The following is a 23034-nucleotide window of genomic DNA, read 5'->3' as shown; positions in this document are numbered from 1 at the left end:
TTGAATAATAAATATCATTCTATGCTGAGTGTTAGCTGTTAACATTTCGCGAGGCTCACCAGTTTATGTTGAATAACTATTCGGTTAAAAGTCGTCTTACTGTGCTGGCGGCGGTTCCATTGATCATTTTGCTGTTAGTTACCTGGGTTGCGTTGCAGGAAATGCAGTTGTTGAATCGTGGTATCAACAGCTTATATCTGGATCGGGTGCAGCCGCTGCAGCAAATTAAGCAGGTGTCAGATGCTTATGCTGTGACTGCGGTAGATACGCTGCACAAATACCGGGCGCAAATAATAGATAGTAGTGCCGCCAGCGCAAATATTAGCCAGGCGTTAAATACCGCAGAAAAGGCCTGGCAATCCTATAAGCTAACCGAGCTAACTGCAGAAGAAAGTAATCTGGTAGCTGAGGCTGACCGCAGAATGCTGCCGTTTTTAGCTGCAATAGCGCAATATCAAGCGCGGATCTCGGCGAACAGCTTGCGTGCCGATAATGCTGATGCATTTAATCAGGCGTTGTATCAAGTGGCCGATCCGCTGAGCAGTGCCCTGGATAAACTGATTATCTTACAGCTACAAGAGGCGGACAAATTTCGTCAACTGGCAGAACAAGAGTATGCAAGTTTCCAGCTAATGTTTGGCGTTATATTAACGGCAGTGTTTATCGCTCTTGCCTTGTTGAGCCTGTTTATATATCGCTCTATCCAGCACCCATTGCGCTTACTGCAAGGCAGCATTGTCGCCGTTGGCAGTGATTTAGATTTACGTATTAGGGCACAGGTGTGTGGTAAAGATGAAATTGCCGCTACGTCGCAGGCGCTAAATACCACCTTGGAGCGGTTACAACTATTTTTTAACGAGTTGGGCCAGGCTATTTCGCAATTGGCTGCGGCGTCAGAGCAGATGAGTTGCATCAGTGAGCAGGTTAGTAGCACCGCAATGGAGCAAGAGCAGAAATCAAATTTAATTGCTACAGCGGTTACTCAGATGTCGGCAGCCATTCAAGAGGTTGCTAATAGTGCCTTGCGTACGTCGGAGCAAGCAAATGAAGCTGACGGCTACTCTAAAGATGGCTTTGAACGGATTATGCAAAATATGCGCTCAATTGAGCAACTGTCGAACACGCTAACCGATGCCGGCGGGGTGATTGGGCAGTTAAATACCGAGTCGGAGAAAATCACTCAGGTACTGGCAGTAATTCGTACCATTGCCGAGCAAACTAATCTGTTGGCATTAAATGCGGCTATCGAAGCGGCAAGAGCAGGAGACGCCGGTCGCGGTTTTGCCGTAGTTGCAGATGAAGTAAGGCAATTGGCCACCAACACGCAAAAGGCCACCGAGTCTATTAAAGGCATGATTGATAATTTGCAAACATCTTCTAAGCAAGCCGTTAGTTCAATGGATGATTCAAAGCGATTTGCCGATACCAGTGTTGAAAATGCTAATGGCGCCGCCACAGTAATTGAGCAAATTAAAAACGCTGTAGGCGCTATTGTCGATATGAATGTGCAGATCTCTACTGCTACCGAGCAGCAGACAATAGTAGCCGAAGACATCAGTAAAAATATTAGCGAGTTTACAGTCAGTATCAGTGAAGTGACACACAGCGCTCGGCAAAGCGCACAAGCCAGTGACATGCTGGCGCAATTGGCAGCAAAATTGCAGTCGCAAGCCGCCGTTTTTAAGGTTTAACGATACGCAGGCTTGCAACAGAGCCTGCTTTTACGGATAATGCGCGCCTGTTGAGAGATCAGCAGTGCAATGGTAACCCCATTGGTCCTCTCGCAATACTAGTAGGCGAACCTGGTCAGGTCCGGAAGGAAGCAGCCACAGTTTATGACGTATGTGCCGGGATGTGGCTGGTGGGGTTGCCACCCAAATTCTGCTTGTTGTTAAAATCTTGCTGCACTATTGCCAGCGCCTTTAATACAGTATCGACATCCAGCTGTTGTTGCTCCAGTAGCATAATTAAATCTACCGCCAGCTTGATATGCTCAGGCGCTTGCTCAAGTGTTTCTGTCAACTGTTACTGTCCAAAAATTGTTGTGCCCGCGCTACGGCTTCTTGTACTTTCATTTGCATTTCAAAGCGTTCACTCTGCGGCAAATAAAATGCCATGTCCACTTCGTAGCGAATGTAACGAGGGGGCAGCAGATTTAACGAGATACAGCATAGGTCGGCCAGATATTCAGCGTCTTTTTCACTGTCTAACCCTAACTCAACAATATGATCCAACGTTAGTTTCTCATAATAGTTATGAATATCGTCGTCTAATTTCATATGTGCCTCAAGTGATAAAACATCAGTACAAAGCATAATCAGCTTTACGCAAAAACACCACCGAAAGATTGAGTTGGTTGTCGCGGCTGTTACAATGCGTCAATCCGCAATGACAGAAGAATAAAAATGCAAAAAAATACCACGCCTTGCTACTACGGTGACTACCTCCAGTTAGATAAAGTGCTAACAGCGCAAGCGCCTGAAAGCGCAAAGTATGCTGCTGAAGCACATGATGAAACCCTGTTTATAATTGTGCATCAGGTATACGAGCTGTGGTTTAAACAAATTTTGCACGAGTTAAAAGCCGTTATGGCGGTATTTGCAGCTGAAGAAGTAAAAGATGAGCAGTTAACCGGTATAGTGCATAAGCTCAAGCGGGTGATCACCATCCAGCAACTGCTTAACCAGCAGATCGGTGTGATGGAAACCATGACACCGCAAGACTTTATGTCATTCCGAGATTATCTGGTGCCGGCGTCGGGCTTTCAGAGTATCCAATTCAAAATGCTGGAAATTGGCCTGGGCCTGAAAAGCGATTTCCGTATCGATTTTGACAAGAATTCCTTTTACAGCCGACTGAATGAGCAAGACCGAAATTTCTTACAACAACTTGAACACCAACCGAGTTTATTTGAGCGTATTGAAAAATGGCTTGAGCGCATGCCATTTCTCGAACTGGAAAATTTTAGTTTCTGGCAAATGTACCAGCAAGCTACCGACGCCATGCTGGCCGAAGATAAAAGCACGGTGCAATCTATTGTGCAAATTGCTGAACACGAGCGCGAACTGCAATTGGCCGAAATTGAACGCACCGCAGAGAAATTCGCTGCTTTACTGGATAAAGATAAATACCAGCAATTACAACAGAGTGGGGCCTTCCGTTTAAGCCAGCGTGCTATGCTAGCTGCGTTGTTTATTAGCCTTTATCAAGAAGAACCGGTGTTTAATTTGCCGTTTCAGCTGCTAACCTGCTTAACCGAGATAGATGAGCTGCTAACCATCTGGCGTTACAAGCATGCCATGATGGTGCAACGTATGCTGGGAAGTAAAATAGGCACTGGCGGATCATCTGGCCATGATTACTTAAAGCGTACTACCGAAAAAAACCGTATCTTTACTGACCTATTTAGTATGGCAACGTTTTTACTGCCGAAAACTGATTTACCGGTATTACCACCGCAGGTAAAACGGCGTTTAGGTTTCTATTTTGCCGGCGAGGTGTGAGCCACAAACGCTAAACGCAGCTTTAAATAGCTGCAAATGCAGTTGTACTAACGCCGTAATATTACGCTGGTAGCCGCCACCTATTACGGCGGCGACGGGTATTTTGCGATCGTTACAGCTTTGTAGCACCAGCAAGTCACGCTGATATAGCGCTGCGGTAGAGATATTCATTAACCCCAGCTCGTCATGCTGATGCACATCAACGCCGGCATCGTACAGCACCAAATCGGGCTGATGCCAATTAATCAAACTGTGCACGCTTTGCAGCACAGCCTCAATGTAATGCGCGTCGCTGCAGTCTTTGGCCAGGCCAATGTCCCAATCTGAAGATTGTTTGCGATAGGGAAAATTTTTCTCACAATGCAGCGAGCAGGTAACAATACCTGGCTCATCGGCTAGCATCAGCGCACTGCCATCGCCCTGATGCACATCAAGGTCGATGATAAGAATTTTACTCAGTCCCTGCTGCAGCAGAGTTTTGGCAGCGACCACTAAATCATTAAATAAACAAAAACCTGAGCCTTCGGCATAAAATGCATGGTGATAACCACCACTTAAATGCAGCGCTATACCATGCTTGAGCGCCGCTTCTGCAGTTTGCAGCGTACCGCCAACTGAGCACAGTGAACGCTGAAACAGCGCTGCCGACCAGGGAAAGCCGATACGGCGCATAGCTTTGGCATCGATACTGCCATCGCACAGCGTCTGGATATAGTGTTGGCAGTGGCTTTGCGCTAACAGATCAATACTTATAGGGGCAGACTGGGTAAATGCGTTTAGCGGCACACCAATATCTATCAGGCGTTGATACAAGGTGTGGTATTTGCTGATCGGGTAGCGATGCTGTGCTGGTAGCTCGAGCGTGCTGTAGCAAGGGTGATAAAACATAGCAGGCAGCGTAGTTAACATAACAGGTCACCAGGTTAATTGCGCTGTTCCAGCTGCTGTATTTGCTGTTCAATATCAAACAGGGCTTTACGACAGCGGCCAAGACGAGCGTGCAGGGCCAAAGTGCGCGATACCGCTTCGGCAGAGTTCTCGCGGTTGGCCAGGCTTATCATATCTTGCAGGCGACGTTCAAATTGCTGGACTTCACTTAGCTGCTGATACAGCTGTTGGCTGCTGCTGGTTATTTGTTGCACTGCGGCTTTTGTCCGGGCCTTGGCGCTGGGCTTGCGCCGTGTATCCACATTGCGAAACGCTTGCGTCAGGGCGCTGGTTTGCTCACTTAAACGCTGAACCAGGCGTTGTTTTGCTGGCAGACTTAACCGTTCATCCCGCAAATGCTGCAAGTTGCGTTGGGCTTCGCCAATGTAGTCACTCAAATCGGCAGAGCGACAGCTAAACAGCGCACTGTCAAACCAGTTCTGTGGTTTGCCGCTAACCTGCTGCAAGTCGATGCTTTCAGCTTGTTTTCTCAGTTGCTGTAGTTGATGGCTTAGTGTACCGAGTAAATCCATTAGCTACTCCAGGCTTGCCAGGCCAGTCGCACGGCAATAGCAATTACTACACAAATAAACACTGGCCGGATAAAACGGCTACCAAATTTAATGGCAGAATGCGCGCCAAGCCAGGCTCCAAGCATCAAACATAAGCCCATGGCAATACCCAAAGCAAAATTGACATGCCCTAAGGCAATGAATGCCACCAGTGAAAAACCGTTGCTGATAAAGTTCATGGTACGCGCCACACCACAGGTGAGTAGCAAATTAATGCGATACAGTGCCATGGTAGATACCATCCAAAACGCGCCTGCACCCGGGCCGGCAATGCCGTCGTAAAACCCCAGAACCAGGCCCTGGCTGCGTTGTTGCCAATGCAATTTGGCATCCACCTGGGGCAATTGCAGACGGTCATCTGGTTGCATGCGGTTGAATAGGGTGTAAATTGCTGCCAGCAAAATAAGCAGTGGCAGGATTTTTTCCAGAGCTTCTTTGCTAATTAAATCTACCACCAGAGTGCCAAGTACTGCCCCTATGGCGGTGTAAAGAACACTGCGCCGCCAGAACTGCGGGTTGAACAGCTTTTTGCGGTAATAGGTTAGTGATGCGGTAAAAGAACCGAAAGTGGCAGCCAGTTTGTTGGTGCCAAGTACCACGTGAGGTGGCAAGCCGGCTGTTAACAAAGCCGGTACGGTTAGCAGGCCGCCGCCGCCGGCAATAGCATCAATAAAGCCTGCCGTGAACGCGACCGCGCATAAGATCATTAACACTGAAGGGTCTACAGCTAATTCAGCAAACAAAGGGGGGTTCCTGTTATTAATCAATGTATTAATCAATCTGGCGACGAAGCGGCGGCAAAGCATTTAGCATGGTGCTGCCATAAGCTTTGCTGACCAAACGCCGGTCAAGAATAACAATGCGGCCTTCGTCTTGCACCTCGCGCAGCAGTCTACCACAGGCAGGGCATGATTTTCGTGCTGTTACTGCATCACACTTTGTAGCGTTAGATTGTCACTTTGACTCTGTTACAGCTATGCGCCATCAGCACAGATGTCTAGACGGTACAGTATGACGTTATCGCTCAACAACATTTGAAAAGTGCAGCTTGGATAATTGTGGTTAATTTGAGCGATTTTTAAGTGTATTTTCGGCGATAATCTGGGAACGTGAATTAGCTCTCAGTCCAGTAAAAACGGGGGTAGCAATAAGTTCAAAATATATTTTCACAACCCGGGCTTGGCATGTTGCTTTATGCAAAATTATTGCACTAATATCCAGCTGCGCTTGGCTCAGTATATGAGCGTTTTAAAAGGGCAATTCAAAACTATAAAATTATAAGGATTGCTAACCTGCAATCCAGGGAGTGAGCATGCTTAATAGTAATCAAGTTTCAAAGGCAGTTCGATTGGCACTAGCCATAGGTGCGGTGTCTGTAACCTCTGTTAGTACTGTGGCTCATGCCCAGGATGAGGGGACAACTGTAGAAAAAGTTGAAAGAATAGAAGTAACCGGTTCACGTATTAAACGTACTGATATGGAAACGGCTCAGCCAATTTTGCTGGTAACTGCAGAAGATATTGCCCGTTCAGGTTTGGTTAGCGTGGGTGATATACTTAAGGAAATAGCTACCAACGGCGCGTCCTTGGGATTGCAAACGAATAATGGTAATACTAATGGCGTGGTGCGGGTTGACTTACGCAACTGCGGTGCTAACCGTACCCTAGTGTTAGTAAATGGCCAGCGTTGGGTGGCAAATTTAGGTGGCTCGGTAGATATTTCGACCATTCCAATGGCCGCTATCAAGCAGATTGAAGTGTTAAAAGATGGCGCTTCATCTATTTACGGGACAGACGCTATTTGTGGCGTGGTCAACATTCTGACCGACGATGAATTTGAAGGTGTGCAGGTTAGTGCATACAACGGCGAGTATTCTGAAGGTGATGGCAAGCGTGAGTCATACACTGTAACTATTGGCACTACATCGTCTAAGGGCTCTACATTGCTTAGCGCCAACTACACTAAACAAGGTGAAGTGATGGGTGGCGACCGTGAAATATCTTCAGTACCCATCTTTGGTTTGCCGGCTCGTGTCTCTGCGTCTGGCGGTCGGGCAAGTCCAACTACACCAAATGGCCAGTTCCGTGGTACCAAAGACGGAGTGGCTGGTTCTTACACATTAAAAGATGGTGCAGCAGGCTGTTTACCGAATCAGGACTGTACTAGTTTAGCTGACTTCAAGTTATACGATGCCAATACAGATGGTTACAACTTTGCACCAGTCAACTATCTAATTCAACCAGGTGAAACGCGTTCGCTATATGTCTTGGGCAACTATGAGTTATTAGACAACGTTAAACTACGTGTTGATGGTTTGTATAACAACCGTTCATCAGCAGCCCAGTTAGCTGCGCAGCCATTGGGCGGTTTAGCTATTTCAGCTGACAACGTATACAACCCGTTTGGTACTGACATTGTAGGTGCGTCTTTCCGTCCAATCGTGGCACCGCGGGTATATGGTGCTGATAATACCACCTGGCGTTTTGGTGCTAGCCTGATGGGCGATTTTGAATTGGCGAGCCGCACCTTCGATTGGGATGTCGGCTATGTGTATTCTGACAACAGTTTAACGCAATTGAAAACGGGTTTCTTTAACTCTACCCGCATGGCTACGGCACTGGGGCCATCTTTTATTGATGCTGCTGGTGTTGCTCGTTGCGGTACTGCTGCGGCACCAATTACTACCAATAATTGTACGCCATTTAACATTTTTGGCGGTGAAAATGGCGTTACACCTGAGATGCTGGCTTATGTGGGCGTAGAGCCGCGAAATCTTGAATTTTCAAAAATGACCAATTACTCAGCAAATATCGGCACGGAATTGTTTGAACTACCTGCTGGTGCTGTCGCTGCTGTAGTAGGTACTGAAATTCGCCGTGAATCTGGTTTTACAAATCCAGACCCGCTAACTGTGGCCGGCCAAGTGCTGGGTGACAATGCGGCAACGCCGACTGAGGGTGGTTTTGACGTAAAAGAATATTATGCCGAAGTATTAATTCCGCTATTAAGTGATATGCCTATGGCTGAAATGCTGGAACTGTCGGCTTCAACTCGATACTCAGAATATTCCAACTTCGGTACAACCAATAACCCTAGTTTCAAAGTTTCATATCGTCCGATAAAAGAGTTGTTAGTCCGAGCAAGCTACGGAGAGGGTTTCCGTGCGCCATCTATTCAAGAACTTTATCAGGGGCAAAATGATTCTCGACCAGCAGCAACTGACCCATGTAGCTCAAACTCTGTGCCTTATCTACAGAATGCTGACGTGCGAAGCCGCTGTGCGGCCGCAGGTGTGCCAGCTGGTTTTGTACAAAAAGACCCACAATTCCGCGCTAAAGTGGGTGGTAATCCAGATGTGCAGCCTGAAGAAGCTAAGACCAAAGTGTTTGGCTTGGTATACAGTCCACACTTCGTTGAAAACTTAGGTATTAGCGTTGACTGGTATAATATTGAATTGGATAACGCAATTGGTGCTCGCAGCGCAGGTTATATCGCAAATGCATGTTATGTTACCGGCATTCAGAGTTACTGTGACCTGATTAGTCGTGACTTTACTGGCACACTAAATGGCAACTCAGGCGAAATTTCTAATGTATTGTCGTTAAATCAGAACTTTGTCGGTGGTTTAGAGCGAGAGGGAGTTGATATCAACGTCGACTATCGTTTTAATACAGAGTTCGGCGCGTTCCGTGTGAATTGGGATAGCGCCATCATGTTGTATGAAGGCGATGTAGGCCAACCTAACAACGGTGATTTGAATGCTGATGGTGATATTTCATCAGGCAATCAGGTAGGGATTTATGCGGCAGGAGCATCAGGTGGTGGTGCTCGTAATAAGCTGAAGTCCAATTTGTCGTTATCTTGGTCTATGGACGCTTGGACCGCATCAATTACTGCCCAGTATTTATCTTCGATGACCGAAGATTGTCGCGGCATTATCACAGCTGCGACCGGGTTAGGGCAGCCCGAATTGCGTAATTTGTGTTCCCACCCAGATGCCCGGCGAACTTTGTATGCTTTCAAACCCGGTACAACGGAAGTTGTTGCAACCCCGGATCAAGCTTATGCTACAAACGAGTTGAGTTCAGTGGTTTATTTCGACGTACAGATGGGCTGGACAGCGCCGTGGGATACTCAGTTTACAGTGGGTATTCGCAATTTGTTTGATAAAGAGCCGCCGCTGGCATTTTCTGCCTTCGCTAATACATATGATCCTACGTACCGCTTACCTGGCCGATTTGGTTACGTAAGCTTGACGCATAAGTTCTAAGTTAGCTGCATTAGCTACAGCATAAAGGCCCGATACCCGGGCCTTTTTTTATCGCGGTTAGTCGGTAAGTGGTTGTATTATCTATCAATCTGGCGGCGAAATGGCGGTAATGCATTTAGCATAGCGCTGCCATAGGCTTTGCTGACCAAACGCCGGTCAAGAATAACAATACGGCCTTCGTCTTGCTCCTGGCGCAGTAGTCTACCGCAGGCTTGTACCAGTTTCTTTGAGGTTGCTGGTATGGTTAATTGTAAAAACGGATTGCCGCCTTTTTTGCTGATGGCCTCGGCCAGGGCCTCTTCCAACGGTGACGTTGGTACGGCAAACGGTAGTTTGGTGATCACCAGATTAGTTAATAGCTTGCCCGGTAAGTCCAGCCCCTCTGAAAAACTCTGGGTACCAAACAAAATACTGCGTCGTTGATGCCGGCAATTCTCACCATGCAGTTGCAGTAGCGCCTGGCGTGATGCTTCGCCTTGCACCAGTAACGAAAAGCCCTTTTTTCTAAGAGCTTCAGCTACTTGCTGCATTTGCCAGTATGAGGCAAATAACACCAGGCTGGCTTGCTGCTCAGGTAGATAACCAGGTAAAATATTACCCAGTTCTTCGGTGTAAGCCGCGTCTGTAGGCTCGGTGTTCATTTTTGGTATTAGGATCTGGCCTTTTTCGGCATAGGCAAAAGGTGATGCCACCTGCAATGTTTGTACACCGTCAAATTGGGTTAAACCCAAATCATATTTAATGTATTGGAATGAATTCAACGCAGTTAATGTGGCAGAACATAGGATCACAGCGAAGGCATCGTTAAACAATAATTGTTCGAGTTTACTTGCTACCCCCAGTGGGCAGGCGTGAGCAATAACATGCTGGCTTTGGTTTTGTAGCTCAACCCAGCGGGCTTGCTGCACACTTTTATCCTGGGGCAGGGCATAAAGTTGCCATAACGCCTGTTGTTGCTCAACTTTTTGCTGCAGGTAACCCAGTTCCTGCAGCAAACTCATGCTTTGCTTAAGTGGGAGTTGTAGCTCAGTAATATTTTCTTGTAGCTGCTGTTGTACCTTTTCTAATTGCGATAACGCTTTTTGGCTAACCTGGGCCAGCTGCTCGGCTTGTTGCTGCAGTAGTTTCGGCAGGGCTGCATCGTGAAAGCGAAATTCGGTTTTATCACTAAACCAACGTAGCCTAAATTCTTCAACGCAGCGTTCTATCGGCTTGAGCAAGCTACTTAATTCATTACAACTATCATCAAAACGCAGTAGTTCTTTCATAACGGTTGCTGGTAGTAAGCTCACCAGCTGTTGAATGGTTTTTCCTGCTTTGTCCAGCCATTGCTGGTTGTGGGTTAACTGAGCTTGCGCGGCAAAAAACTCCCGTGCGCTGTCGGGTAAATGATGTGCTTCATCAATAATGTAAATAGTTTCATCCGGTGGCGGCAATATGCTGCTGCCGCTGGATAGATCTGCCAGCAGCAGAGCATGGTTTGCCACCAGTACATCCGCGGAGCCAATTTCAGCGCGAGCCAGATGAAAAGGACAATGCGCATGGCGCCGGTCGTTTTTATGGCAATGCAGCGGGTCGGCCACTATGCGTTGCCATAGTGGCTCAGCCAGGGGTTCGCTTAAGGTATCTTTGTCGCCCAGCCACTGGCGTTGCTGCCACTTATCCAGTAACGCTTGCCAGTTCACCTTAGCAGATTCTGCGGTAGCAAATAACTCCGGATGTTTTTGCTGCTGTCGCAGGCGCTCGATACAAGCGTAACGCTGCCGGCCTTTAACCAGATTAAACTCGAATAATAGTTTGCTGTGTTGTTGAAAAAAGGGCAGGTCTTTATTAACCAATTGCTCCTGCAATGCCACTGTCGCTGTAGCAATTACCACCTTTTTCTTTTGTGCCAGTGCGTAAGGAATAACCGCTAACATATAGGCCAATGATTTTCCGGTGCCAGTACCGGCTTCAATCAAACCAATGCGCTCATGACGGTGATAGCAGCCAGCGACAATCTTAGCAATTTCGGCTACCAATTGGTTTTGCCCTTGCCTTGGCTGATAGCCTGGCAGGCTAAGTTTTATGCGTTGATGAATGTCGCGAACCTGGCTTTTAATTATATCTGTTAACATTTTATGCATGTATTTTTATACAGTGTAGCAAGAGTATACCTGCAAACGGCTGTTGGCAAAGCCTTCGTTATCTTTTATTGCCACGGGAATTAGTTCACTTGCCAATGTAAAAATTAAATTATCAATACGTAATTATGTAACGTTAAGTGTACACCTTAATTGGTAACACTTTGTGCTGTTTTATGCTTGCAGTTGCGCGCAATGCCATAAGGTATTGATAATGTTATATATATATTTATTTGCGCGGTTGATTATTATGTGGAATTTATTGCTGTACTGAAAGATAAGCATTTCAACCATGCTGCGACAACGCTAAATACAAATTGTTCCCTGAAAGCTGTTGACCCTGCGGAAATATTACGTTTATTATCGAGGGGCGACAAATCGGAGGTTTTCCGAGATGAACGGAGTGCCAAGCGCCGTTAAAGGTTGGTAACTGTTAAAAATAGAATCACTAGTCAGTGATCCAGGGAGAAATACATGTATACGAATAATAAATTAAGCAAAGCTGTGCGCTTAGCCATTGCTTTTGGCGCTGCTTCAGCCACTGCTTTTACCGCATCGGTAAACGCGGCTGAAGAAGACGAAACGGCCAAAGTCGAACGTATTGAAGTTACTGGTTCTCGTATTAAACGTACCGACCTTGAAACATCAAGCCCAATCCAAATCACGTCTGCTGAAGAAATCAAGCTGTCTGGTTTTACCCGCATTGAAGACTTAATGAACAGCCTGCCACAGGTTGAAGCTGCAGAGACCTCTTTCTTAGCTAACGGTTCTGCTGGTACTGCAACGCTTGACTTACGTGGTATGGGCGCTAACCGTACCCTGGTGCTGGTAAATGGTCGTCGTTTACAGCCAGGTGGTATTTATACTCAAGCTGCTGACGTTAACCAAATTCCAGCGGCGTTGGTAAAACGCGTTGAAGTGTTAACTGGTGGTGGTTCAGCAACTTACGGCGCTGACGCTGTTGCAGGTGTTGTTAACTTTGTAATGAACGACGATTTCGAAGGTTTCGAGTTGACTGTTGGTGGTTCAGGCTATCAGCACAACAACGATAACAAGTATATGCAAGAGCGCATGGACGCTCGTGGCTTTGACTACCCTACAGGTAACACCGGTATTGATGGTAAAGCTATCAACATCGATTTAACCATGGGTGGCGAATTTGCTGGCGGTAAAGGCCATGCAACTGCTTATGCGACCTGGCGTCAAGTTGATGAATTGCGTCAAGGTGCTCGTGACTACTCTTCTTGTGCATTAAACGCAGCAGGTACTGCTTGTGGTGGTTCTGGTACTACGCCTAACCCGAACTTTTACTTCTACCCGGTAACTGACGGTGAAACAGACTTCTCGCAAGAAGTATTCTGGACACTAGGTACTGACAGCAGCTTTATTCCAAGCGTAGGCAACGTGTATAACTTTGCTCCAGTTAACCACTTTATGCGTCCGGATGAGCGTTATACGTTCGGTGCTTTTGTTGATTATGAAATCAACGAGCATGCCCGTCCGTATATGGAACTGGGCTACATGCACGACCGCACAGTAGCGCAAATTGCTGAGTCAGGTATCTTCTTCAGATATTTCAACTTTGATATCAACAACCCACTGTTTAGCGATGCGCAACGTGCGCAGTTCCGTAATGAGTTCGGTGCTGATGTAGAGACCATTGGTGCGTACATTGGTAAACGTAATAAAGAAGGTGGTGGTCGTCAGGATAACCTGGAACACAGCTCTTACCGCATCGTTGCCGGTGTTGAAGGCGATATCAATGACAGCTGGAGCTATGATGCTTCATTCCAGTACGGCTCTACGGCGTCTAACTCAGTGTACAGAAATGACTTCTATGCACCGCGTATCGATTCAGCTGTAGGTGCCATCGGCTCGAACCCTTGTACAGGCGTTTGTCAGCCATATCCAGTGTTCACATATAATGGTATTTCGCCAGAAGTGGCTGCCACTTTAGGTGGTACCGGTATCCTGACTGGTTTGACTTCGCAGACAATTGTTAACGCCTTCGTCACCGGCGAATTAGATTTTACTTTACCATCAGCGTCTATGCCTTTGGCTGCGGTGTTCGGTGTGGAAAACCGTGAAGTTGACTTCGAGCGTTTAGCAGATGAAGTTTTCGCTTTAGGTGATTTAGCTGGTCAGGGCGGCCCAACGCCAAGCTTGATTGGTGGATACAGCTTACGTGAAATTTTTGGTGAATTAAGTGTGCCATTGGTAGATGACGCGCCAGCAATGGAAAGTTTGATCCTGGACTTAGGCGCCCGTTATTCTGATTACAACACTTCAGGCGGCGAAACCACCTATAAAGTAGCGCTTGACTGGACCCCGGTTGCTGACTGGAAAGTTCGTGCCAGCTATAACCGTGCGGTACGTGCACCTAACGTAGCAGAGCTGTTTGCTTCACAAAGCATCGGTCTGTGGCAGGGTGAAGACCCATGTGCCGGCGCAACACCAGAGTATTCTGCTGCACAGTGTGCTAACACTGGCGTACCAGCAGATTTATACGGCACTATCGCGCCAAACCCAGCTGACCAATACAATGGTTTCTTCGGTGGTAACCCTAACCTGAAACCTGAAATTGCAGACACCATCTCTTTTGGTGTAGTGGCTAACCCGTTTGAAGGTTTTAACTTCAGTGTTGATTACTGGGATATTCAGTTAGAAGAAGTTATCGGTACTATCGGTGCAGAATTAACGGTTCGTCAGTGTGCTGAGACTGGTTTAGCGGCATTCTGTAACAACATTACCCGTGCACCTGGTACTGCCAGCTTGTGGCGTGGTGAAGCTGGTTTTGTTGCTGCAACAAATATCAACTTGGCGAGCCGTCACTGGCGTGGTGTTGATGTAAGCTCAAACTACGAAACTGATATTGGTGATGGTAAATTAACTGTTAAGTTAATTGGTACCTACAGCCTGAAGAAAGAGTACGAGCCATTGCCAGGTGTTGCATCAGCAACTTATGACTGTGCTGGTATGTTCAACGCAAACTGTTTTGCTCAGCCAGATTGGCGTCACAGCATGACAGTAAGCTACACCACTGGTGATTTCTGGACTGCATCTGCGAAATGGCGTTTCTTCGGCGCTGTTGACCATGACGGTACTACAGATCAGTTAGTTGGTGATGGCTTGAGCTCTGAGAGCTACCTGGATCTGACCGGTGCATTTGATATCAACGACCATGTGTCATTGTTGGTTGGTGTTAATAACGTACTGGATCGTGAGCCGCCAATCGTTGGTGGTAGCTTAGGTTCGAACGGTAACACTGTTGCGGGCTTCTACGACACTCTGGGTCGTTATATCCACGCTAGCGTAACTATGCGTTTCTAATCGCATAACGCGGGTAAAAACGGCGGCTTAATGCCGCCGTTTTCATTTCTAGAAAAGCAATTTTAAGCAGTATTTTGGAGCCAAACCGTGAATGATGTGCAACTCGTTATCGCCCCACAGTCAGAGGCTACTCAGGCCGCAATAAATTCGATTACTGCACTGCAGCGCCGCGGTGAAACAGTGCAAGCAAAAGCTAAGGCCCAGCAGTTAGCGCAGCAATTTCCACAGTGTATAGCCGCATTGTTCCTTAACTATCAGCTTATGTTGGCAGAGCAAGCCTATGGGGATGCGGGAAGTTATCTGGCGCAAGCACTGGCGCTGCAACCAGAGCATCCGGTGTTATGGCTGAGCAATGCCCAATTGGTACTGGCAAATTATGCCTATGCTGCAGCGGTCGACTATGCCGATAAAGCCGTAACCTTGTACCAAGGCAATAATATGAGTTTCTTGTTTGCTGCGGCAAAAATTATGATGCAAGCCGAGCAACCGGCTCGGGCAATGCCTATTTTCCAGCGCATGCTAGTGATTGAACCGGCGAACTTACAGGTTATGCATCAACTCGCACTGTGTCATTTCTTTCTGAATAAAGTGAGTCAAGCGTCTGAGTTGTTAAATAGTGTGATAGCCAAATCCCCGGCAAATGCCGGTGCCATTCATTTGCGTTCAGCGTTACAAACTTATACCCAGCAGCATAATCATATTGCTGCATTACAGCAGCTAGTGGACTCTGGTGCTGCGTCTCATCCGGCAGTGTACTTTGCATTGGCGAAAGAATTAGAAGATATTCATGAATATGACCAGTCGTTTACGGTGTTAAAAAAAGCGGCTGCGTTAATGCGCAAAACACTTAATTACAATGAAGCGGCTGAGCTGGCATCGATTAACGGCATCATTGCTGCGACAACAGATTTAGCTATCGCAGCGCCCACAGAGCAAGGTTCTGGTCCAATTTTTATTGTTGGCATGCCCAGAACAGGTACGACGCTGGTGGAGCGTATTCTGACGCAGCATGACGATGTTTGTTCTGTTGGAGAGTTTTCGTTATTCCCGCAGTTGCTAAGCACTATGGCAAACGAATACCTGGCCCAGCATAAAGACAGTGTTGCCAATTTGCATGAGGCTGCACTGCGGCTGGATTATGCTGAACTGGGTCGCCGTTATATGACGGCAGTAACGGCTGCGTCAGATGGTAGTGCGCGAACAATTGATAAATTGCCGGTTAATTTTTTATACTGTGGCTTTATCAAAAAAGCGCTGCCAACTGCCAAAATTATTCATTTGCGTCGCAACGCCATGGATAGCTGTTACGCGATATTTAAGACCTTGTTTATTAACGCTTATGCATTTTCGTATGATCTTGATGAATTAGCCAATTATTATGCGGTGTATCGCAAGATGATGACGCACTGGCACAGTGTTATGCCCGGACATATTTTAGATGTTCAATACGAAGATTTGGTTACCGACGCTACAGAGACGGCAAAGCACGTTACACAGTGGTGTGGTATGACGTTTAAACCAGAACTGCTTGATTTTCATAAAGCCGACGTAGCGAGTACCACTGCCAGTGCCGCTCAGGTGCGTAAACCGATTTATACCAGCTCGGTAGACAAATGGCGTAATGTGGAAACGCAGCTCGCTGCACTTAAAGTTAAATTACAGCAGGCTGGAGTTGAAGTTTGATATGACTGTAAGCGACAAGGTAAAGCCAGCGACAGCCACCTTATTGCAGCAACGACAGAAGTTGCTGCAGCAATTTGCAGCCACACCACAGAGTGCGGCTTTGGCGCTGCAATTGGCGCAGTGCTATGTCAGCTGTGGTGAGGCTGAAGCCGCGTTTGACACCTTTATGCGCTTTATGCAGCTTTGCACGCATCAATTAAGCTATTTGGCGCCATTTTGTTCGCTATTGCACCAGCAGGGGTTTGCCGCTCAGGCTGCCCGACTTTATGCACACTACTGTGCGAAGATGCCAGACCGGGCGAGCCTATTTTACAACCATGCTTATTATTTGCGCTTTGCCGGCCAGTATCAGCAAGCGATTACCCAGTATCAGCAGGCATTGCGGCTGAACATAACGCAACCTGAAGAAGTTCTGCTTAATATAGCGGTGATTTTCAGTGATCATTTGCGGCAGGAAGAGTTAGCCGAGCAGGCGTTGTTGCAAGCGCTGCAGTTAAAACCAGACTATGTGCCGGCATTATATAATCTGGCAAATTTGGCCGAACAGCAGGGTGATAAGGTACGTTCTGAGGCGCTATTTAAGCGTATTGTTGAGCTTGATAGCCATTATTATCAAGCCTATGCCAGATTGGCAGATGTTATGACATTCAAGCAGCCGCAGGACCCAGTGATCCACCAGATGTTAAATGCGGTTGCTAGCAGTAAAATCGATGCCGACAGTAAAATTAATCTGCATTTTGCGCTGGGTAAAGCGTTTGATGACTGCCAGATATATAGTAAGGCTGCAGCACACTATATTGAGGCCAACCGGCTTAACGCTATGACGATGCCAGCCTACCAGCCGGCGGCTACTGAGCAGCTGATGCAGCAAATTATCCAGACTATTACGCCTGGCTGGCTAAAGCTGCATCAATTAGACAGCTCAGCGGCACCCATTTTTATTTGCGGTATGTTTCGCTCGGGTTCGACTTTGGCAGAACAAATTCTGGCTCAGCACAGCAAAGTAACCGCCGGTGGTGAAATTGAGTTTTTCCATCGCGAGCTACATTGCATTTACCCGCTGCAATGCGCCGGTATTAATCAGTCGGTATTAATGGACCTCGCTCAGCGCTATCTGCAGTATTGCCAACAATGCTTTGGTAGCACTGAAATGCTAACAGATAAACGACCGGACAATTATCTGTATCTTGGTTTACTCAAGGCTTTATTTCCGCGCGCAAAGTTTATTTTCACCCGCAGAAATAAGCCGGATAATTGTTTGTCGGTGTATTTTTTACGCTTGGGCAGCGCCATGAATTATGCTAACCGGCTGGAGCATACAATTCATTATTATCAACAACATGATCTACTTATGGCGCATTGGCAGCAGATGTTTGGTAGTGATATATATACCCTGGATTATGATCAGTTGGTGGTGCAGCCTGAAACAACGCTGCAACCGTTGCTGGATTTTCTGGGTTTGGAGTATCAGCCGCAGTTATTGCAATTTCATCAGGCAAAAAACGCGGTAAAAACGGCCAGTGTCTGGCAAGTTCGACAGCCGTTGTATAAGCATGCTTCTGGACGCAGCAGTAACTATGCTGCTGTTCTGCCTGAGCTTGCGCAGCTGCTGGTTGAGCCGTAACTGCGTAACTGGCTTTGGTGATTATATATCTGGCACGACGTCGCATGGCAGGGTAATACGGGCATCATCACCATTAAATGGCACGGTGCCATGCCAGATATAGCTGGGAAAGATGACACAAAGGCCTTCTTCCGGGCAAATGCTGCGGGCAATCTGTTCTCTCTCGCCAAGTTGCAATGATGTTTCCCCGAGTTTTAGCCAACCTTGATGCTGCGGATCTGTAGCGGATATTGTCTCAGGCACATGTAAATAGGTACAAATAGACAGCCAGCCTTGTGGGTGCACATGGTTGGTATGAAAGCCGTCGTTACGTAATTTTACCGACCAGCTGCCGGAAAAGCGCTGGTTTGAGGTTATGCGCCGTAATAACGGGTGGTCAGGGTCTGAGGGTAAAGCCGCTAAGTACTGCTGCAAATGCTCAGTTAGCAAATCGCGATATATTTGTACAATGCCGGCAGGATTATTAAATAGAAACCCGACTGTTTGTGTGCCATTACGCACACTTTGGTCTAGTGGCTGATGGTCGGTGGTATGCAAAGCATTCACGGCGGTTTTTAGTTCTTGCCAGAATGCAGCGAAGCTTTCATATCCGGCTGGAGTGGGTAATTTCTTAACACTAATGAACTGGCTGTAGTTATTTAACCAATTGTGTTGTGGGTCTGCCATTAAACGCCAGCATAACCCTAGATAAGCCCATACCTCCTGGTTGTCGGGAGCTATTTGCCTGGCTTGTTGTAATAGCGGCAGTGCAGCGTGGTACTGCTGTGCTTTAAGTAAACAATTGGCGTTATCCAACTGATACCTGACGCTATTTGGGGCTTGAGCCAATGCTTGTTGAAATAGCGGCATGGCCTTATCTATTTGATTTTGTTTGCAATGTAGGGTGCCAAGTGCATGCAGTAGCTGATGCTGTTTACCGCAGTGTTGTATTGCTTGATTGGTAACGGCAATGGCAGCTTCAAGGCGCTCAGCCATCAGCAAATGAGAAATATAACTTAAATACACGGCAGTAGAATTGGGTATGGCTATTAACGCTCGCTGAAAAGAGCTGAGGAATTGTGTGCTATTGCTGTGCTCCCAATAGAGTTTGTTTATTGCCGCGTGGGCGTCGATATAATCCGGTTGCAACGCTAGCGCTTGCAGCAATTGCTGTTCTGCTACGTCATATTGCTGTAAATCGTAATATAGGCAGCCAGCCAGATAGCGCGTTGTAGCGCTGTCTGGCAGCTGCTGAAAACAATCTAATGCTTGCTGTGGCTGCTGTAATTGGCGTAATGCCAGGATTTTTGTCAGGGTTAAGCCGCTATTGTCTGGTGTTAACTTTAGCGCCTGGTCTAGCGAACGCACTGCGTCATCTGGCTTACCACAGTCAATTAAGGCGCGTGCTTTTAACGTGAGCCATTTTGCTGCACTGGTATCAGGTACCGATGTTTTATCGATCAGGCTAAGTGCCGCCCGATAGCGCTGTTGTTGATAATGAACAAACGCTATGCCGTAGCTAATATCAGTATCAGCAGGGTTTAATGCTTGTAATGGCTGATACAGTGCGAGCGCTTCGGTGTATCGTTGACTGGTTAGTAAGAAATTAGCATAGCTTTTTTTAAACGTGGTATTCGCCTGGGCTGCCTGAATAGCGCGCTCAAAGTACTGTTCAGCTTGTTTGGGTTCACTGTGTGCAGTACATAACGCCATTAGGTGCATAGCATCCGCTGAATGCGGGGCGATTTGTAAAATTTTATTGCACAGTGCCGCTGCTGGCGCAAATTGACGCTGTTGGTAATAGGTTAACGCCGATTGAAAAAGTTTGGCCGGGCTATTTTGTTGCATTTGTATCCAATTACTTCCACAGGTATATTCGTGAGAATATCTGCCGAAGCGTTGAAAGACAAGCGTATGGGCACTCTGTAAAGGCTCGCTGACAACAACTGCCGGTAAAAGTTCGCATATTATCTGAAATTGAACCAAAAACTATTGCAAACTGTAAACAGATATTGCTAACTTGAGCACGGTTCGCGCAGTTGCATTTGTAGTTAGCGTGAAAAATTAAGCAAAAAAATTATTAGAAAAATAAGGAATCCAGGATGCAAACAACGAATAAGGTAACACGCGCTGTTCGTCTTGCTATGGCTTTCGGTGCGCTGTCAGCTGGTATGCTGACATCTGCTGCCGTAAGTGCACAGGAAGAAGAAGCAAAAAGTGATAATACGGTAGAACGAATCGAAGTAACCGGTTCGCGTATTTTACGTGAGGGTGCAATCGCGCCGTCACCTGTAACCGTAATCAGCGGTGAAGACCTAATCAATACCGGTGCCATGAACATCGGTGAAGTACTGAATAAGCTGCCTGCACTGGCAACGACATTCTCATTAGCAAACTCTGGTCGTTTTATCGGTACTGCTGGTATCAGCTTACTCGATTTACGTGGTATGGGCACTGACCGTACATTGGTATTGGTTGATGGTAAACGCCATGTTGCCAGCTCGCCAGGCACCTCTTCTGTTGATACTAACACCATTCCAAGTACCTGGATTGACCGGGTAGAAATCATCACCGGTGGCGCCTCAGCCGTATACGGTGCTGACGCGGTAACGGGTGTAGTTAACTTCATTCTGAAGAAAAATATTACCGGTATGAATGTTGGCGCCATCAAAGGTTTTGCTGAAAACAGTTCTTACCAGAATGAAAAGTACACCTTCTCTTATGGCCAGGACTTTGCTGAAGGTCGTGGTAATGCTGCTTTGTCTTTAGAGTACAATGCGCAGAATTCATTAAACGCGGTTGACAATCCGTGGACTGCAACGTCTTATGCTGCATTCCCGTATGCACTGGCAACTGGCCAGGCTCGTCCAGCTGATAAAGTAAATGACGAAGCGTTCCCGGACCGTATTACGCTGCCAAACGCAGGTTACTATGTAATTTCAAATCAGGGCACTGTATGGGACCCGTTTACGGGTGACATCTTAGGCTTATTTAACTCAGACAGCTCAATGCGTGATGTATATAGCGGCCCACTGGCTGATGCTAACTTCTGCGCCAGCCCAGGTTGTGATTACATCAACTTGCGTCAGTACACTGAAGTACAACCAAAGTTTGAGCGCGTTAACTATAACTTTAAAGTTAACTATGACGTGACAGAAGACTTAAATGCCTACTTTGAAGCGAAATACTCAAAAACCGAAGGCGAAAACATCGGCCAGCCGTTTTTCCGTTTCTTCACCGGTGCTAACCTGATCCAGCGCGACAATGCCTTCTTAGATCCGGGTGTTGCAGCGATAATGGATGAGCGTGGCTTACCTTTCATCGGCGTTAACAAGATGTTTAACGACATCGGTCGTCGTTTAGAAGAAAACACCCGTGAAACCACACGTTTTGTTGCTGGTATTCAGGGCAATATTTCTGAAGACTGGACCATGGACTTGTCGGTAGTGCACGGTGTATCAGAGATTGAGCGGGTTAACGGCGCCAACGTGATCATGGCAAACTATGCCGCAGCAATTGATGCTGTATTTGATGGCAATGGTAATATCGTTTGTCGCAGCGAAGCGGCGCGTGCAGACGGTTGTGTTGCGGCTAACATCATGGGTGATGGCGCGATAAGCCAGCAAGCGATTGATTATGTTACTACTACATCAATCGGTACCTCTGAAATCGAACAAACGGTATTTAGTGCTACGTTCAGCAACTCGGCTATTTATGAGATGCCAGCGGGTATGGTTGGTTTTGCCGGCGGTGTAGAATACCGTGATGAAACCAGCGTGACTATCGAAGATCCGTTCGCTAAAACAGGCGCGACTTTCTTCAACGCCCTGGGTGAAACCGACGGTGGCTACGATGTTACAGAAGGCTTCTTCGAATTATCAGTGCCATTGTTAGCTGACGTGTTCCTGATTGACACCCTGGTATTTGACACTGCAGTACGTTATGCCGATTATTCTACTATTGGCGATGCAACCAGCTGGAAATTGGGCTTAGACTGGACCATCAACTCAGAATTACGTGCGCGTTTTACCGTGTCTGAAGCGATTCGTGCACCAAACATTGATGAATTATTCTCTGGCCAGAGCCAGTCATTTGCCCGTGTTCGTGACGTATGTAAGGTTTCAGAGCTTGCCTTATTGGCACCGGAAGGCCGAGCGGTTCGCCAGGCTAACTGCGCTGCCTTAGGTGTTCCAGCAGATTTTAACTCTAACTACGATTCTGCCACGTTAGAAACGTTGGTAGGTGGTAACCCTGGTCTGTTGCCAGAAGAGTCACAATCTATTACTGCCGGTATTGTTTACCAGCCAGAATGGATAGACGGCTTCAGCTTCACAGCTGACTACTGGGAAATCGATATTGAAGATACCATCAGCGGTATCGGCTTCCAGACTATTCTTGACCGTTGTGTTGATTCACCAACCGGTATTAACAACCAGTTCTGTGCGTTGATTACCCGTGATCCTGCGACCAGTCAGATTACCTTACTAAAAGGTTTTGCACTGAATATTGCCCGCAGCCTGAACTCTGGTGTCGATTTTGAATTCGGTTACGATTTCGATGCTCTGGGTGGTCGTTTCAATACTAGCTTTATCGGTACTTATCTGATTGAAGCTAAAGACTATCCGTTCCAGGACGAACCTGATAACAACACTGATTATCAAGGTGTGTTAGGTGATGAAACCTGGCAGGGTAGTCTGTCAATAGACTACACCTATGGTGCCTGGTCTGTAGACTGGAACACGCGTTTTATCAACGGTGTTGAGTTATATGACCCAACTCAGCTGGCAACTAACCCTAACCCAAGCAATGAAATGCGCTACGGCTCATACTTCATTACCGATGCAGCAGTGGGTTATAACTTCGAGAATGGTTTAGGCCTGAAGTTAGGCGTAGACAACCTGTTTAACCGTAAATTACCTGGTACAAGCCAGGGTAACGGCGCAGGCTCAGCGATTTATGACAACATCGGCCGCTTTGGTTATGTACAAGCGACGTATAAGTTCTAATATTGCTTTGATTTAAG

Annotated in this window: 14 protein-coding genes, 1 other RNA gene and 1 pseudogene; 8 read left to right on the top strand and 8 right to left on the bottom strand. The window is 46.9% G+C overall.

Features of this window, described 5'->3' with window-relative positions:
• Positions 1–65 precede the first annotated feature (65 nt).
• Complete coding sequence (locus I4W93_RS14580) at positions 66–1691, top strand: methyl-accepting chemotaxis protein (protein WP_205312297.1); 1626 nt, start codon at positions 66–68, stop codon at positions 1689–1691.
• 79 nt (positions 1692–1770) lie between these two features.
• Positions 1771–1867: signal recognition particle sRNA small type (gene ffs, locus I4W93_RS14575), an RNA gene on the top strand.
• 29 nt (positions 1868–1896) lie between these two features.
• On the opposite strand, the pseudogene I4W93_RS14570 reads toward ffs, so the two are convergent.
• Positions 1897–2022: pseudogene (locus I4W93_RS14570) on the bottom strand (DUF2496 domain-containing protein); the annotation flags it as partial.
• Entirely contained in the window at positions 2019–2279 is a 261-nt protein-coding gene (locus I4W93_RS14565) for a late competence development ComFB family protein (protein ID WP_205312296.1), read from the bottom strand. The pseudogene I4W93_RS14570 and the gene I4W93_RS14565, both read right to left, overlap by 4 nt.
• 126 nt (positions 2280–2405) lie before the next feature.
• Between I4W93_RS14565 and I4W93_RS14560 the strand changes: the two genes are divergently transcribed.
• A complete protein-coding gene (locus I4W93_RS14560; RefSeq protein WP_205312295.1) occupies positions 2406–3503 on the top strand; it encodes a tryptophan 2,3-dioxygenase family protein in 1098 nt (365 codons plus the stop codon).
• Here I4W93_RS14560 and I4W93_RS14555 read toward each other — a convergent pair.
• Genes I4W93_RS14555 through I4W93_RS14540 form a run of 4 tightly spaced genes read right to left on the bottom strand, consistent with a single transcriptional unit; the run spans position 3474 to position 5893 of the window.
• The gene (locus I4W93_RS14555; RefSeq protein WP_205312294.1) at positions 3474–4412 is read right to left on the bottom strand and encodes a histone deacetylase family protein; all 939 of its coding nucleotides are present in this window, start codon (positions 4410–4412) and stop codon (positions 3474–3476) included. The two genes, I4W93_RS14560 and I4W93_RS14555, sit on opposite strands and share 30 nt — an antisense overlap.
• A 14-nt stretch (positions 4413–4426) precedes the next feature.
• Positions 4427–4963, bottom strand: a complete 537-nt coding sequence (gene priC, locus I4W93_RS14550; protein WP_205312293.1) for a primosomal replication protein PriC — start codon at positions 4961–4963, stop codon at positions 4427–4429.
• Entirely contained in the window at positions 4963–5745 is a 783-nt protein-coding gene (locus I4W93_RS14545) for a sulfite exporter TauE/SafE family protein (protein ID WP_224673469.1), read from the bottom strand. The genes priC and I4W93_RS14545 overlap by 1 nt, the downstream gene beginning before the upstream one ends.
• 28 nt (positions 5746–5773) lie before the next feature.
• Entirely contained in the window at positions 5774–5893 is a 120-nt protein-coding gene (locus I4W93_RS14540; protein WP_255604959.1) for a helicase C-terminal domain-containing protein, read from the bottom strand.
• A gap of 421 nt (positions 5894–6314) precedes the next feature.
• On the opposite strand from I4W93_RS14540, the gene I4W93_RS14535 reads away from it, so the two are divergent.
• Positions 6315–9272: a TonB-dependent receptor domain-containing protein gene (locus tag I4W93_RS14535; RefSeq protein WP_205312290.1), complete on the top strand. Its 2958-nt coding sequence runs from the start codon at positions 6315–6317 to the stop codon at positions 9270–9272.
• Between the two features lie 77 nt (positions 9273–9349).
• Here the strand turns inward: I4W93_RS14535 and dinG are convergent, their stop codons facing one another.
• Positions 9350–11389 (bottom strand): ATP-dependent DNA helicase DinG, encoded by a 2040-nt coding sequence (dinG, locus tag I4W93_RS14530; RefSeq protein ID WP_205312289.1) that lies wholly within the window; start codon positions 11387–11389, stop codon positions 9350–9352.
• A 480-nt stretch (positions 11390–11869) separates the two neighbouring features.
• On the opposite strand from dinG, the gene I4W93_RS14525 reads away from it, so the two are divergent.
• The 3 genes from I4W93_RS14525 to I4W93_RS14515 all read left to right on the top strand — a co-directional run bounded on the left by I4W93_RS14525 (position 11870) and on the right by I4W93_RS14515 (position 18032).
• A complete protein-coding gene (locus I4W93_RS14525; protein ID WP_205312288.1) occupies positions 11870–14725 on the top strand; it encodes a TonB-dependent receptor domain-containing protein in 2856 nt (951 codons plus the stop codon).
• Between the two features lie 87 nt (positions 14726–14812).
• Complete coding sequence (locus I4W93_RS14520) at positions 14813–16408, top strand: tetratricopeptide repeat-containing sulfotransferase family protein (RefSeq protein WP_205312287.1); 1596 nt, start codon at positions 14813–14815, stop codon at positions 16406–16408.
• Position 16409: 1 nt separating this feature from the next.
• Complete coding sequence (locus tag I4W93_RS14515) at positions 16410–18032, top strand: tetratricopeptide repeat-containing sulfotransferase family protein (protein ID WP_205312286.1); 1623 nt, start codon at positions 16410–16412, stop codon at positions 18030–18032.
• Between the two features lie 21 nt (positions 18033–18053).
• Here I4W93_RS14515 and I4W93_RS14510 read toward each other — a convergent pair whose 3' ends face one another.
• Entirely contained in the window at positions 18054–19859 is a 1806-nt protein-coding gene (locus I4W93_RS14510) for a tetratricopeptide repeat protein (protein WP_205312285.1), read from the bottom strand.
• Positions 19860–20113: 254 nt separating this feature from the next.
• Between I4W93_RS14510 and I4W93_RS14505 the strand changes: the two genes are divergently transcribed.
• Positions 20114–23017 (top strand): TonB-dependent receptor domain-containing protein, encoded by a 2904-nt coding sequence (locus I4W93_RS14505; protein WP_205312284.1) that lies wholly within the window; start codon positions 20114–20116, stop codon positions 23015–23017.
• Positions 23018–23034 lie beyond the last annotated feature (17 nt).

It is taken from the genome of Rheinheimera maricola (genome assembly GCF_016918075.2).
Classification (GTDB): domain Bacteria; phylum Pseudomonadota; class Gammaproteobacteria; order Enterobacterales; family Alteromonadaceae; genus Alishewanella; species Alishewanella maricola_A.
This window is presented reverse-complemented; position numbering and strand designations above follow the sequence as displayed.